The sequence below is a fragment of the Prevotella sp. P5-64 genome (assembly GCF_002251285.1).
Taxonomy (GTDB): domain Bacteria; phylum Bacteroidota; class Bacteroidia; order Bacteroidales; family Bacteroidaceae; genus Prevotella.
The window spans coordinates 51,929-67,004 of the sequence record NZ_NPJK01000037.1 but is presented as its reverse complement, the minus strand read 5'-3'; the positions used below and the strand labels follow the sequence as shown (position 1 = coordinate 67,004).

The following is a 15,076-nucleotide window of genomic DNA, read 5'->3' as shown; positions in this document are numbered from 1 at the left end:
ATGAAAAACACGCTGGTAATTAAGATATTTTAAGTCAAGCAAGCCATTGTCTGCAGCAGATGGGTTGTTTTCTTGCTCATGGCCCCTGCCGATGGCCTCACAATAACCATCCTCGGGTTTGTCCTTTCGGTTTGTCTCGTCGCTATATATATAATAAGGTATAGGATGTCGCCCCGAAGGTCACCGGCGCGGCGCTTTGCGGTGCGGGAAGGTAAGGTGTTGCGCGTAGCCGTAGGCGTAATGCTCAATCTGATAATATCCACCTACGCATTTTATTCCATTGTCCTGCTGCGGGTAACGCCTACGGCTAATCGCAACTCCTACAGAGTTGCCAGGTTAGTGGGGGATGCTTACCCAGGGTAGCGTGCTTCGCCCGCAACCCTGGGCTGGGGAAACGCAACTCCTACAGAGTTGCTGCTGCTTATTGGAGGCCCCTCCCCATGCTCTCCCCAAGGGGCGGGAGCTCCTTCTTGCTGAGTTTAAGGTGGTTATGTGGTTCGCCTTCCCATTTGAGAAGGCTGGGATGGGGCCTGCTGGTGGGGTGGGGCTTCTCTTTGGCTTTTTCCCTATTGTTTATTGCGCCTATGATGGTGATGAAATAAATACAAAAAGCCGTGGCGGCGGATGGCGGCTTCGCCTTGGTGGTGATGTCGGTGCCGACTGTCAAAAAACGAGTTTTCCTCCGTGTCGCCTCCACCATCCCCACCGTCATGCACGGCATGACGCCATCCTCCGCGACGGTAAAAAAAGCGGCCTTTGGCCGTTCAAAAAGTCCGGCTTTCGCCGGTACAAAAACAACTGCTTATTGGAGACCCTCTCCAAACCCTTCCCAATGGGCTGGGGCTTCTATGCCGTGCTCGGGGCTAACCTTGGCAATTCTTATCGTGGTCGGTGAGGGTGGGAAACGGTGCTTCGGGATGGGGTAAAAATAAAAAAGGGACTCCGCTGAGTCCCAATCTTTGTTAACCTTAAATCTAATACCATGAAAAACACGATGCAAAGGTATAAGGTTTTTATCATATCTGCAAATAAATTACCTCTTTTTTTGCTAAAAACTATAATTATTGACTTAAATCAACACTACACCCTCCTGTTTCTTGCCATCCATGAGTATTTTGAGCGGTTTGTCAAATCTCACGTGCCTTACAAATTGAGTCTCTTCGACCGCGGGCATCGCGTCGAGCACCTCCTTGCGGTAGATGCCGTTGTCGGTGTTGGTGTCGATGGTGAAGTAGCCCACGCCAAAGCTGGTGAGGTTCTGGAAGAAGTGTGTGCCCTGGCTGGGGTCCACCCGGTAGTTCTTGAGTTCGACCTCGACGATGACCTGAGCGGCGCTGATGTGAGGCCACTTGACCGGCACGCCCAGCCAAGGGTCGCTCGAGCCCCACCGTCCGGGCCCTATGAGCACGTATCCACGGCCTTCATCGAGGAAGCGGCGGTTGATGCGCTCTATCTCACAGGCTATGGCGGGGTTGTTGATGGCTGTAAACTGGTCGTCGGTCTTGACATAGACCACATCGGTCACCTCTTCGCTGGCGCCGTGGCCCAGCGAGTTGTGGGAGCGCAGCAGGCAGCGGTCGTCGCTGATTGCGCAGATGTCTTCGTCAAGCATCTGCTTGCTGTCTACGATGGGCCTTATCTGCAGGAGGAAGAAGCTGCCTGTGCGGTCGGCGTTGAGGTTGCAGGCAAACTCCACCTCTATGGGGCGTCTCATCTCTGCCGCTCCATAGCGCATGGTCATCTGCAGCAGTTGGGGCAGGGGGAACACATCTTGCTGCAGCACTCCGGCAAAGGAGATTATCTTGCGTCCGCCGTCGTAGAGTCCGTCGCGTATCACCTGGTCGTAAGGGTCGTAGGTCGACGCGATGAAGTTGAGCGCATGGTCGGCCTCGGCGTCCTTGACACGGAGTTTGAGGATGTTGAACCCATCGTCGACCTTGAAGTCTTCGCCCACGTGTTGCATGTCGAGCGCATAGAACTGGGTTTGTGTCTCGCGCAGCGCAGTCTCCATCTCGCTCGTCTGCAATACCTGATGCGGATGATAGGGCGAAACGCGCAGCGTCTGTCCTCCATCTACGATATACTTGCCCAGACCCAGCGCGAGCGAGGCGATACCCTCGTCGGCCTGTTCGTCGCCGATGGGGTAGTAGTTGATAGACCGCAGCACACCCGAGAAGTTGGGGTAGAAGCGGTTGCCATACTGGTGGCCCACCACCTCCTGCAGTATCACCGCCATCTTCTCCTGGTCTATCACGTTGCTCGTGGCGGTCATGTATGCCTTGGAGTCGCGGTAGAATACCGAGGCATATACGCCCTTGATGGCACACGCCAGCATCTGCAGCATGGCATACTTGTCGGCGAGATAGGGTATCATGTAGGTCGAGTAGATGCCGGCGAATGGCTGATAGTGTGCGTCTTCGAGCAGCGATGATGAGCGTATGGCTATAGGGCTCTGTATGGCTTCGAAGAAAGCATAGAAGTCGGCGATGAACTCATCGGGCAGCTGCGCCTGGAGGAAGTGCTGGAGTATCTCTTCGTCAGAGGCGTCGCTGAGGGCTATCTGGTAGAGGTTGTTCTGCTCCATAAACCGGTCGAAGACATCGGTGCAGAGCACCACGGTCTTGGGTATCTGCACGCTGACGCCGGCAAACTGGTTGAAGTCGGGGTGGCGCTTGATGATGTTGTCCAGAAAAGCCAGGCCACGGCCCTTGCCGCCGAGCGAGCCTTCGCCGATGCGTGCGAAGTGGCTGAAGCGGTCGAACTTCTTGCGGTCGAACACCGCCACCACGCCCTGGTTTTTCAGGTGTCGGTACTGGACGATGGCGTCGTAGATAATCTGTCGGTGGGCATCGACATCCTGCAACTTGTTCCATGTCACATCCTTGAGGAACGCCGACACGGGGAAGATGGCGCGCGCAGAGAGCCAGCGGCTCATGTGGTTGCGGCTGATGTGGTAGAGCATGGAGTCGTTGGGAATCTTGAAGATGTTGTCCTGAAGCTCCTTCAGACTGTGTATACGCAGTATCTCCTCGTGGCTGCGTGGGTCGCGGAAGACGAAATCGCCAAATCCCATGTGCTCTTCCATCAGCCGGCGCAGGTCGAGGCTCATCTTCTTGGAGTTCTTGTCGACAAACCTGAATCCCTCGGCTTCGGCCTTGGCGCGGTTGCTGCTCTCGGAACTCTCCATGATGAGCGGCACATACTCGTTGCGGCTGCGTATCTCGCGGAAGAGCTTGATGCCGGCTTCGGGGTCCTTCTCGCCGTGGATGGGGAAGCGGGCGTCGCTGATGACGCCCAATACATTGTCGCTATAGCGTTCGTACATGGCCATCGCCTCTTCATAGGTGCGCGCGAGCACCACCTTGGGTCGTCCGCGCATACGCATGGTGGCGGCATGGCGGTTGAGCGCTTCGGTCGAGAAGCGCTGGCTCTGCAGCAGTATATAATTATAAAGGTTGGGGAGTATCGAACTGTAGAACCTTATGCTGTCTTCGACCACCAGAATCATCTGCACACCCGCCTCGTGGATGTCGTGGTCCAGATTCATCTTGTCCTCTATCAGTTTGATGATCGAGAGTATGAGGTTGGTATTGCCCAGCCAGCAGAATACGTAGTCGAAGATAGACAGGTCTTCGTGCTGCATGCGCTTGGTGATGCCATGCGAGAACGGAGTGAGCACTATGCAGTGCATGTGGGGAAACTTGTGCTTGATGTCGCGTGCCACGGCGAAGGCGTCGTTGTCGGCGTTGCCGGGCATACATATCACCAGGTCTATGTTGGTGGTGTGCAGCATCTTCTCGGCCTCCTCGGTGGTGCTCACCTGAGTGAATGTAGGCGGATAGCGCAGTCCCAGCAGCATATATTCATTGTAGATTTTCTCCTCGATGCGTCCGTCGTCTTCGAGCATGAAGGCGTCGTAGGGGTTGGCGACGATGAGCACATTGTAGATGCGTCGCATCATCAGATTGACAAAGCTCACATCTTTGAGATAGAACTTCTCCCATTGGGCAGGTATCTTCGATTCCATAATACACATATTTATATTATGCAAAGGTATATCAAAAAACTTTTTTAGTATGCTTTGCGTCAAGATAATTTTGCTTTTTGTGGCATTATTCATGCTTTTTGTTTTAATTTGCATCATGGCGGTCGTCGCGGTCTGCCGTCCCGCCGGCCTGGCGTATGTCGAAAAGTAAGTGGGGAGAGTAAAATAAATGCGTTTTTTCTTGTTTGTTTGCTTCAAATACACTACTTTTGCCATAGTAATAAACAATCTGTAAATCTCAATTACTTAAAGAAATACCACTATGGAAGTACAGAAAATCATGCAAGACCTGGAGCGCAAGCATCCTGGTGAGTCAGAGTTCCTTCAGGCAGTGAGCGAAGTGTTGGAGTCTATTAAGGACGTCTACAACCAGCATCCTGAGTTTGAAAAGGCCAAAATCGTCGAGCGCATCGTAGAGCCCGAGCGTGTACACATGTTCCGTGTGCCATGGGTAGATGACAATGGCGAGGTGCATGTCAATATAGGTTATCGCGTACAGTTCAACGGCGCCATCGGCCCGTACAAGGGCGGTCTGCGATTCCATCCCTCTGTCAACCTTTCTATTATGAAGTTCCTGGGTTTCGAACAGACATTCAAGAACGCGCTCACCACGCTGCCTATGGGTGGCGCCAAGGGTGGTTCTGACTTCTCTCCCCGCGGTCGCAGTGATGCCGAAATCATGCGTTTCTGCCAGGCGTTCATGGACGAGCTCTATCGCTATATCGGTCCTGATGAGGACGTTCCTGCAGGCGACATCGGTGTAGGCGGTCGTGAGATTGGCTATCTCTTTGGCCAGTACAAGAAGCTCACTCATCGCTATGAAGGTGTGCTTACCGGTAAAGGCATAGAGTGGGGCGGTTCTATCCTCCGTCCCGAGGCTACCGGTTTCGGCGCGCTCTATTTCGTCAACCACATGATGAAGGACAAGGGCCTTGACATCGCCGGCAAGACAGTAGCTATCTCTGGTTTCGGCAACGTGGCTTGGGGTGCTGCCAAGAAGGCTACCCAGCTCGGTGCCAAGGTGATTACCATCAGTGGACCTGACGGTTACATCCACGACCCAGAAGGCGTCAGCGGCGACAAGATAGAATATATGCTCGAGCTCCGCTCCAGCGGCAACGACATCTGCCAGCCCTATGCTGAGGTTTATCCCGAGGCTACATTCGTGGCAGGCAAGAAGCCATGGGAGGTAAAGGCCGACATCTATCTGACCTGTGCTACCCAGAACGAGCTCAATGGCGACGACGCCGATATGATTCTCGCCAACCACCCATTGTGTGTGGCTGAGGTGAGCAACATGGGTTGTACGGCTGAGGCTGTCGAGAAGTTTGTGGCTGCCAAGCAGCTCTTCGCTCCCGGCAAGGCTGTCAACGCTGGTGGCGTGGCAACATCGGGTCTGGAGATGACTCAGAACTCTATACGCCTGCACTGGAGCAAGGACGAGGTCGACGAGAAGCTCCACTACATCATGAGCTCCATCCACGATCAGTGTGCCAAGTATGGTACTGAGCCCGACGGCTACATCAACTATGTCAAGGGTGCCAATATCGCCGGCTTCATGAAGGTAGCCAAGGCTATGCTGGCCCAGGGCGTAGTGTAAGCGACAATGCACAGACCGCGGTTGTCGGCAACGAAGCTGGCAACACGCGGTTGCTACATAACTTATGAAACAAATACGAAGAGTAATTATTGCAATCTTATCACTCTTGAGCTTTACCCCTATGCTGGCACAGACGCAGAGGGGTAAGGCTACTTTTTATTCCAAACGCGCCACCGGTGCGCGTACTGCCAGCGGCGACAGACTGCATCACGACAGTCTCACCTGCGCCCATCGCACCTATCCCTTCGGCACCCTGCTCAAGGTAACCAATCTCTCTAACAACAAGTCGGTAGTGGTCAAGGTCACCGACCGTGGCCCCTTTGCCCGTGGGCGTATCATCGACCTGTCGTGGCGTGCTGCCAAGGAGCTCGACATCCTTGCCAAGGGCGTATGCACCGTGAGGGTAGAGCGTTACAACGGCAGCGAGATTCCCTATCGTCCTGCCGAGGGTGTCAATCTGCCAGAGATAGACTTCGAGATAACCGAGGCAGGCTACAGTTTTACCGGCGAGTGGGCCGAGCGCATGAAGCAGAGCGATATGCCCACAACGAAGACCAAGAGAAAACACACCGCCAAGCCCCACGCTACCAAGAAGCACGCTTCCCACAAGTCGAACAACTCGCAGCAGAAAGACCGCAACGCCGAGGACAAGAAGGAAGAGGGCAACGCGTGGTCCAATATCTTCAAGACCATCAAGAAGAAGAGCGAAGAGATGTTCTGACCCGTTTCCGCCGGTCAGAGTTGCCGCCGAGGCCATTGTCCTGGCTCCGGAGGTTGTGTCCGTCGTCCCAAAGATAGCCCTCTTGCCCCTGATTTGCGACAAGAATGCCGCGTTGTTGCCCATGATTTGCAACAAAAGCAAAGGCCTGTTGCCCCTGATTTGCGACGAAAACAGTAGTTTGTTGCCCCTGATTTGTAACAAATTGGTCTGAAAGTTTCTGGAACTCAAGAAAATTCCATATCTTTGCACCAAGTCAAGATAATTCATTATGTTTGAACGGCAGATATTGGCTAAGCTGGAGCAATGGAAAACCTCAAGCCGGCGCAAGCCATTAATATTAAGAGGTGCAAGGCAAGTGGGCAAGACAACGGTTGTCAACCAATTTGGCAAGCAGTTTGACAACTATCTCTATTTCAACATGGAGATGGCCGAGAATGTCAGGATGTTTGAGATGGCAATTCCCCTTGACGATTTGGTTGACATGCTCTTTGCCAGTCAGGGCAAGGCGAGAACCCCTGGCAATACCCTCATATTCATCGATGAAATCCAGAATTCGCCTAAGACCATCGGACTGCTCAGATATTTCTACGAGCGGCGCCCCGACCTCCATGTCATAGCCGCTGGCAGTCTGCTCGAAAATCTCATTGATGTAAAGGTAAGTTTTCCGGTAGGGCGGGTGCAGTATCTTGCCTTGCGGCCCTGCTCGTTCTACGAGTTTCTGGGTGCAACGGGCAAGCACAATCTGCTGGCCTTATTGAGAGAAAAGCCAGAGATGACCGTGGCGTTTCATGAGCAGATGATGCATTGGTTCAACCTTTTCGCCATCGTTGGTGGAATGCCCGAGGCAGTGAAGCAATATGCCGAAACACGTGATATTGTTGCCCTTGAAGATGTCTATGAGACACTGGTGCAAGCCTACAAAGATGATGCAGAGAAATATGTGGCAGGTAACAAGCTGACAGACACCGTGAGGTTTATCCTCTCGTATGGTTGGGCGTCGGCCGGCGAGACCATTACGCTCGGCAACTTTGCCAACTCGGGGTATAAATCGCGTGAGGTGGGCGAAGCCTTTCGTCTCCTTGAGAAGGCCATGCTCCTTGAGTTGGTCTATCCGGTGTCTTCGACCCAGCTGCCTTTGGTTCCAGAGACGCGGAGGATGCCCAAACTGATATGGTTTGATACCGGGCTGGTCAATTATCAAGCCGGTATACGCCGTGAGATTATCGGTTCGACTGATATGGTTGACTCCTGGCGCGGACACATAGCCGAGCAGGTGACGGCACAGGAACTGCTGTCGCTCGACGACCGTGTGGGGCAGCGCAGAGCCTTCTGGGCCAAGGTCAACAATGGTGCCGAGGTCGACTTTGTCATCAACCACGAGTCGCGGCTTTATCCCATAGAGGTCAAGAGCGGTTCCAACTCGCATCTGCGTTCGCTCCAGGTGTTTATGGACAGTTGCGACCACGATGTGGCTGTAAGGATATGGTCCAAACCTTATTCCGTAGACAGGGTCAATACGCCCAAAGGCAAGACGTTCAGACTCGTCAATCTGCCATTCTATCTCATCGGGCGTATCCATGACATCCTGGAAGAGGTGTCCAATCGCTGAAAAAACAGCATTATATTCAGTCTTTTTGTGTCGTGTGGTTACATCTTTTTTTGTAACTTTGCAACAGATTGGAACTGAACTTTATCGGAAGAAACATTAAGAAAACGACAATGAAGATATTTGGTATCGGAATGAACTACATCCAACACAATAAAGAGTTGGATGGCGCGTTATATAAGACAGAGGCCCCAGTGTTGTTCACCAAGGCCGACTCGTCGCTGCTCAAGTCGGGCAAACCCTTCTTCGTTCCCGACTTCATGGGACGCATAGACTATGAGGCCGAGTTGGTGATACGCATCTGCAGGTTGGGCAAGAACATTCCCCAGCGTTTTGTCCATCGCTACTATGATGCCGTGACGGTGGGTATCGACTTCACCGCCCGCGATGTGCAGCAGCAGCTGCGCGAGAAGGGTCTGCCCTGGGACCTCAGCAAGAGCTTCGACGGCGCCGCAGCCATCGGCGAGTGGGTCAGCAAGGACAAGTTTCTCGATGTGCAGGCCCTGCGGTTCCACCTCGATATCAATGGACAGACCGTGCAGGAAGGCTGCACCGCCGACATGGTCTTCGGCATCGACGAGATAGTGGCCTACATCAGCCAGTATTTCACCCTGAAGACAGGCGACGTAATCTTCACCGGTACTCCTGCCGGCGTGGGTCCCGTGCATATCGATGACCATCTGGAAGGTTATGTAGAAGAGCGCAAGGTGCTCGAGTTTAACTGTAAGTGAGACGATATTGAAACATAAAACCATCAGCCATCTGAAATCAGTCAGATACATATTAGCCATGATACTTCTTGCGTCGGCTATGACAACCCGAGCGCAGAAGTTTTATAATTTGACCGCCCAGCAGGTCAAGATAGACAGCGTGGCCCCCACCTTTGCCTGCGCCATACCCCTCTCGGGCGATTATGCCGACAGCGTCTATACCGTCAGCATAGCCTATCCCGAATATATCGACATGACGGCTGCCGACGTAGCCCGCTACCGGCTTGCCACCCATGATGTCCAACCCGGCGCCAACCCCCTTATCACCCAGCACATCGTCACCTCGCGCCGCCAGGCCAGCCTGGAGGTCGCTTTCTGCCCCGTGGTCTTCCGCGGAGGCCGTCACCAGCTGCTTGTCAGTTTCATGCTCGATGTGCAGTCGCGCCCCCTCAGTCGTGCCGCCCGTCGCCGCCAGCGTGCGGCAGTGGTCCCTGTGGGCGAGCGCTATGCCGCCAACTCAGTGCTGGCCCAAGGACGATGGGCGAAGATACGCGTGAGCGAGAGCGGAGTCTACCAGATTACCGAGTCGCTCATCCGCCGTGCCGGATTTACCGATCTTTCGCGTGTGCATGTCTATGGCATGGGCGGCGCCCTCATCGACGAGAAGCTGACGGGTGCCAGTCTGCAAGCCCATGATGATTTGCGCGAGGTGCCCATCTGCCAGGTCGGCGGCAAGCGCCTCTTCTACGCCCAAGGCCCCGTGAGCTGGAGCGCCAACGATGCCACTGTGCGCACCCGCAATCCCTATTCGCAGTATGGCTACTACTTCATCACCCAGACCGATGAGGCTGTGACGCCCATCGATTCCGCCCAGTTTGTAAGCAGCATCTATCCCTCGCCCCACGATTACCACTGGCTCCACGAGACCGACAACTACGCCTGGTATCATGGCGGCCGCAACCTCTATGAGAATACCCCCATCGCCTTCAACTCTTCCTACGCCTACAGCCTGCCTGTCTTCAGCGGTTCGCAGCAGACAGCCCGTATAACCGTAGCCGTGTCGGCTGGTGGGGAAAGCCGTGTGGATGTATTCCTGGCCGACTCGCTGCTGGGCACCATCAGCATCATGCCCCAGAGCTATGACAAGGGAGCGTCGGCGACAGCCACCTACCGCATAGGCCGTTATGCCTCCGACGCCAAACTCGTCATCAAGACCATCGGCAGTTCGACGGTGCGTCTCGACTATATCTCGATGGCTTTCGACTCACCGCGTCCGGCTCCCAGCCTGACGGGCAATATCCCCGTCCCCGATTACGTCTACAACATTACCAACCAGAACCACCATGCCGACGGTCCTGCCGACATGGTCATCATTATCCCCACCAGTCAGAAGCTGCTTGCCCAGGCCGAGCGCATCAAGCGCCTCCATGAGCAGCGCGACGGCATGCGCGTGACCATCGTTCCTGCCGACGAGCTCTTCAACGAGTTCTCCAGCGGAACGCCCGATGCCAGCGCCTACCGCCATTACCTCAAGATGCTCTACGACCGCGCCGAGACCGAAAGCGACATGCCGCGCTATCTGCTACTCTTCGGCGACGCCGTGTGGGACAACCGCATGCTCATCAGCGACACCCGCCGTCTCAGTGCCGACGACTATCTGCTGTGTTACGAGAGTGAGAACTCTTTCAGCGAGCTCTACTGCTACGTGAACGACGGTTTCTTCACGCTGATGGACGATGGCGAAGGCACCGATATCGCCCGCGACAAGGAGGATATCGCCGTGGGACGCATACCCGTGACCACAGCCGAGGCAGCCAAGGGCGTGGTAGACAAGATAGAGGCCTACATGACCAACGGCAATGCCGGCGCATGGCAGAACGTGCTCATGTTTATGGGAGACGACGGCAACCAGAATATCCACATGAAGGATGTCGACATGGCTGCCGAGCAGGTGGCTGCGCTCCATCCTGGCTATCATATCAAGAAGGTGATGTGGGACGCATACCAGCGCGAGTCGTCGGCCACCGGCCACGCCTATCCCGGCGCTTCGCAGGATGTGAAGCAGCAGATGGCTGCCGGCGCGCTCATCATGGACTACAGCGGCCACGGCCGCGCCGAGCAGTTGTCGCATGAGCGGGTGGTGACCATCAACGACTTTGAACAGGCGCGCAACGCCAATCTGCCCCTGTGGATTACGGCATCGTGCGACATCATGGCTTTCGACGGTGTCGAGCCCACGATAGGCGAGACCGCCGTATGCAATGCCAAAGGCGGAGCCGTAGCCTTCTGGGGAACCACGCGCACCGTGCAGACCCTCTACAACCGTCCGCTCAATATGGCTTACCTGCGCCACGTGCTCACCGTGACCGACGGACGCCCCACCACCCTCGGCGAGGCGCAGCGTCTGGCCAAGAACGAGATGGTGACCACCGGACAGGATGTCACCGTCAACAAGTTGCAGTTTACCCTCCTCGGCGACCCCGCCATGACGCTCAATCTGCCCACCATGACCGCCGTCATTGACAGCATCAACGGTGTGCCCGTGACCGCCGATGCCCGTCTGCAGGTGGGTAAGGTGGCGCGCATATCCGGCCACATCGAGCAGGCACAAGACTTCGACGGAGTGGTGACAGCCACCGTGCGCGATGTGCGCGAACTGGTGACCTGCAAGCAGAACAATCAGGCTGAGGCCGAGGAAGCCTTCACCTACTACGACCGCAAGCGCGTCATCTACCATGGTTCCGACAGCGTCAGGGCAGGCCGCTTCGCCCTCACCTTTGCCGTGCCCAAAGACATATCCTACTCCGACGGAACTGGGCTCATCAACCTCTACGCCGTAGACAATGCCCGCCAGCGCGAGGCCCACGGCGCCTTCGACCGCTTCACCGTAGCCGGAGGCGAGGTGACCACCGACTCCATAGGCCCATCCATCTACTGCTATCTCAACTCGCCCCAGTTTGTCAACGGAGGCAAGGTCAACACCACGCCCTACTTCGTGGCAGAGATCACTGATGAAGACGGCATCAACGCCACCGGCAGCGGCATCGGCCACGACCTGCAGCTCGTCATCGACGGCGACATGGCCAAGACCTACACCCTCAACGACAACTTCGCCTTTGACTTCGGTACCTATACCCGTGGCACCACCTATTATAATATACCCGAACTCACCGAGGGCAAGCACACCCTCGTCTTCCGGGCTTGGGATGTGCTCAACAATGCTTCTACCGCCCGTCTCGATTTCACCGTGGTGCGCGGACTCGAGCCCAATATCTTCAGCGTGGGTCTGAGCAAGAACCCTGCTACCACCTATACCACCTTTATCATCAACCACGACCGCACAGGCAGTCCCATGGACATCGACATCGAAGTCTTCGACATGAGTGGACGTCTCCTCTGGACCCACTCCGAGAACGGGGTGCCCGCCACGGGAGCCTATACCGTAGACTGGGACCTGACGCTCGACACCGGCGGACGCCTCCAGACGGGAGTCTATCTCTACCGCGTGCGTGCCGGCTCTGATGGCAGCAAGAAAACATCCAAAGCAAAGAAACTTATCGTCTTGGGCAATAATTAGGCGGTAGTCTCCGTTATCCTATAGCATAACAATAGTAGAAGTATAATGAACAAGCTCACATCTATCATTTTCGCCATACTCCTTGTCATGGTTGCTGCCACGGTGCAGGCCCAGGACAAGAAAGATATGTTCAATCCCGTCAACACTTCGGTGACCTCGCAGACGATAGCCCCCGACGCACGTGCAGCCGGAATGGGCGATGTGGGTGTGGCTACCGATGCCGATGTCAACTCCCAATACTGGAACCCCGCCAAGTACCCCTTTGCCATTTCGCGTGCCGGAGTGGCGCTCAACTATACCCCCTGGCTGCGACAGCTGGTCAACGATATGGATGTGGCCTATCTCGCCGGCTACTACCGCATAGGCGACTACAGTGCCGTGTCAGCCTCTATGCGCTACTTCTCCATGGGCGAGGTCTTCATGGACGGTCACACCGATGACAATGCCATGACCATCAACCCCTATGAGATGTCGCTCGATGTGGCCTATTCGCTCATGCTCAGCGAGACCTTCTCTATCGCCGCCGGCGTGAGATGGATTTACTCCGACCTTACCTTTGACTTCAATGAAGACACCCAGCCCGGTTCAGCCTTTGCCGCCGACATCGCCGCATACTACCAGAACTACATCAATCTGGGCCAGCGCGAGTGCCAGTTGGGCTTGGGACTGAATATCTCCAACATCGGTAGCAAAATCAATTTCGGTGGCGACAACCACAGCTTCTTCATCCCCACCAACCTGCGCCTCGGAGCCTCGCTCAAGGTGCCCATCGACGAGTACAATCGCATCACCTTCGCCGCCGATGCCAACAAGCTGCTCGTGCCTACCTACCCCAAGCAGCGGGAGGGCGAGGACGAAGAGCAGTACAAGCAGCGCATGGAGGACGAATACTGGAACGTGTCGTCCATCAGCGGTATCTTCAAGAGCTTCACCGATGCACCCAACGGATTTAAGGAAGAGTTGGAGGAAATCAACTGGAGCGTGGGCGCAGAGTACGAGTATAACGACAAGTTCTTCCTCCGTGCCGGTTATCACCACGAGAGCGAGAACAAGGGCAACCGCAAGTACTTCACCGTGGGCGCCGGCTTCCGCATGAAGGTCTTCTCGCTCGACGCCGGTTATGTCATCGCCACCGCCAAGACCAATCCGCTTGACCAGACGATGCGCTTCACCCTGAGTTTTGATATGGACGGCATCAAGGACATCTTCCGCCGTCGCTAATTCCACCTTATTATATATTATGACAAAGATTAGAGTAGGCATGGGCTTCGACGTCCACCGGCTGGTGCCCGACCGCGAACTGTGGCTCGGTGGTATCCGTATTCCCCACACCATGGGATTGCTGGGCCATAGCGATGCCGACGTGCTCATCCATGCCATCTGCGACGCCCTGCTGGGTGCAGCCAATATGCGCGACATAGGCTATCATTTCCCTGACACCTCGGCAGAGACACTCAACGTAGACAGCAAGATACTGCTTGCCAAAACCATCGACCTTATCGCCAGCCGCGGCTACCGTGTGGGCAATGTCGACGCCACCGTCTGCGCCGAGCGGCCCAAAATCAATCCGCATGTGCCCGCGATGAAGGCATGTCTCGCCCATGTCATGGGCATCGACGAGGACGATGTCTCCATCAAGGCCACCACCACCGAGCGACTGGGCTTCACCGGCCGAGAAGAGGGCATCAGCGCCTACGCCGTGGTGCTCATCGAGAAGGCATAACCCGCTTTCTCCATCCATTTTACCATCCATAACCATCAAGAGGGATGCCTCCCGCGGCCCATCATGAAGCGTGGGCATCCCCATACTATTAACCACCATCCACGACATGATGCACGACAGAAATTACCAAGAGATTATAGAGAATATTTGCCGCGAGATACAGCCTTATGCCCAGCTGGGACGACAGGCCGATTACATCCCCGCGCTCGCCAGTGTAGACCCCGACAAGTTTGGCATCTATCTGAGCGTCCTCGGCGGCGACGACTGCATGTATGGCGACTACGACACCTGTTTTTCCATTCAGAGTATAGCCAAGGTTTTCTCGCTTGCTATAGCGCTGAGCCTTGAGGGAGAGAACCTGTGGATGCGTTTAGGAAAAGAGCCGTCGGGCACGCCCTTCAACTCATTGGTGCAGCTCGAGTACGAGCATGGCCGCCCACGCAATCCCTTTATCAATGCCGGCGCCCTGGTGGTGGCCGACGTGCTGCTGTCTCATCTCGACGATGCCCAGGAGTTCTTCATCCAGTTTGTGCGCCAGCTTAGTGGCAATGTCACGGTCGACTATTCGATGGAGGTAGCAGAGTCGGAGTACGAGACCGCCTATCTCAACGCTTCCATCGCCTATCTGCTCAAGCATTATGTCAACCTGCACAACCCCGTCGACGAGGTGCTGCGGTTCTATAGCATGATATGTTCTGTGGAGATGAGCTGTCGCGACCTGGCTCGGGCCTTTGTCGCCTTTGCCAAGAGCGATGAGCCCTTCGACCACGCCGGCGTGAAGTTGAGTGCGTCGGGCGTGAAGCGCATCAACGCCATCATGCAGACCTGTGGCTTCTACGATGAGGCGGGCGAGTTTTCCTTCCTCGTGGGACTGCCTGGCAAGAGCGGTGTAGGTGGCGGCATCGTGGCAGTCTATCCCTCGCGCTATTCCATCGCCGTTTGGAGTCCGCGACTCAACAAGCACGGCAATTCCATCATGGGCATCAAGGCGCTCGAGCGGTTTACCACCGAGACCAGCGAGTCTATATTCTGATAATATCCACTTACTCATTTCATTCCATTGTCCTGTTGCTTGGGTGGGCTCTATTGCACGT

At 55.4% G+C, this 15,076-nt stretch carries 10 protein-coding genes; 9 read left to right on the top strand and 1 reads right to left on the bottom strand.

Features of this window, described 5'->3' with window-relative positions; translation table 11 throughout:
• Positions 1–490 precede the first annotated feature (490 nt).
• Positions 491–895, top strand: coding sequence for a hypothetical protein (locus tag CIK87_RS13995; protein ID WP_144008146.1), 405 nt, complete (start codon positions 491–493; stop codon positions 893–895).
• A gap of 174 nt (positions 896–1,069) precedes the next feature.
• Here CIK87_RS13995 and CIK87_RS07585 read toward each other — a convergent pair whose 3' ends face one another.
• The gene (locus CIK87_RS07585) at positions 1,070–4,027 is read right to left on the bottom strand and encodes a PEP/pyruvate-binding domain-containing protein (RefSeq protein WP_022309717.1); all 2,958 of its coding nucleotides are present in this window, start codon (positions 4,025–4,027) and stop codon (positions 1,070–1,072) included.
• A gap of 280 nt (positions 4,028–4,307) precedes the next feature.
• Between CIK87_RS07585 and gdhA the strand changes: the two genes are divergently transcribed.
• From gdhA to CIK87_RS07545, 8 genes are all read left to right on the top strand, one after another.
• Complete coding sequence (gene gdhA / locus CIK87_RS07580) at positions 4,308–5,645, top strand: NADP-specific glutamate dehydrogenase (RefSeq protein ID WP_022309715.1); 1,338 nt, start codon at positions 4,308–4,310, stop codon at positions 5,643–5,645.
• 121 nt (positions 5,646–5,766) lie between these two features.
• Entirely contained in the window at positions 5,767–6,366 is a 600-nt protein-coding gene (locus tag CIK87_RS07575; RefSeq protein ID WP_254046529.1) for a septal ring lytic transglycosylase RlpA family protein, read from the top strand.
• Between the two features lie 268 nt (positions 6,367–6,634).
• Positions 6,635–7,975: an ATP-binding protein gene (locus tag CIK87_RS07570; protein WP_094386684.1), complete on the top strand. Its 1,341-nt coding sequence runs from the start codon at positions 6,635–6,637 to the stop codon at positions 7,973–7,975.
• A gap of 110 nt (positions 7,976–8,085) precedes the next feature.
• A complete protein-coding gene (locus tag CIK87_RS07565; RefSeq protein ID WP_094386683.1) occupies positions 8,086–8,703 on the top strand; it encodes a fumarylacetoacetate hydrolase family protein in 618 nt (205 codons plus the stop codon).
• A 79-nt stretch (positions 8,704–8,782) separates the two neighbouring features.
• On the top strand, positions 8,783–12,259 hold the full coding sequence (gene porU, locus CIK87_RS07560) for a type IX secretion system sortase PorU (protein WP_254046528.1): 3,477 nt from the start codon (positions 8,783–8,785) through the stop codon (positions 12,257–12,259).
• Between the two features lie 45 nt (positions 12,260–12,304).
• Positions 12,305–13,480, top strand: a complete 1,176-nt coding sequence (porV, locus tag CIK87_RS07555) for a type IX secretion system outer membrane channel protein PorV (RefSeq protein ID WP_094386681.1) — start codon at positions 12,305–12,307, stop codon at positions 13,478–13,480.
• Positions 13,481–13,499: 19 nt separating this feature from the next.
• On the top strand, positions 13,500–13,982 hold the full coding sequence (gene ispF, locus CIK87_RS07550) for a 2-C-methyl-D-erythritol 2,4-cyclodiphosphate synthase (protein ID WP_094386680.1): 483 nt from the start codon (positions 13,500–13,502) through the stop codon (positions 13,980–13,982).
• 106 nt (positions 13,983–14,088) lie between these two features.
• Positions 14,089–15,015, top strand: coding sequence for a glutaminase (locus CIK87_RS07545; RefSeq protein ID WP_254046527.1), 927 nt, complete (start codon positions 14,089–14,091; stop codon positions 15,013–15,015).
• Positions 15,016–15,076: the final 61 nt, after the last annotated feature.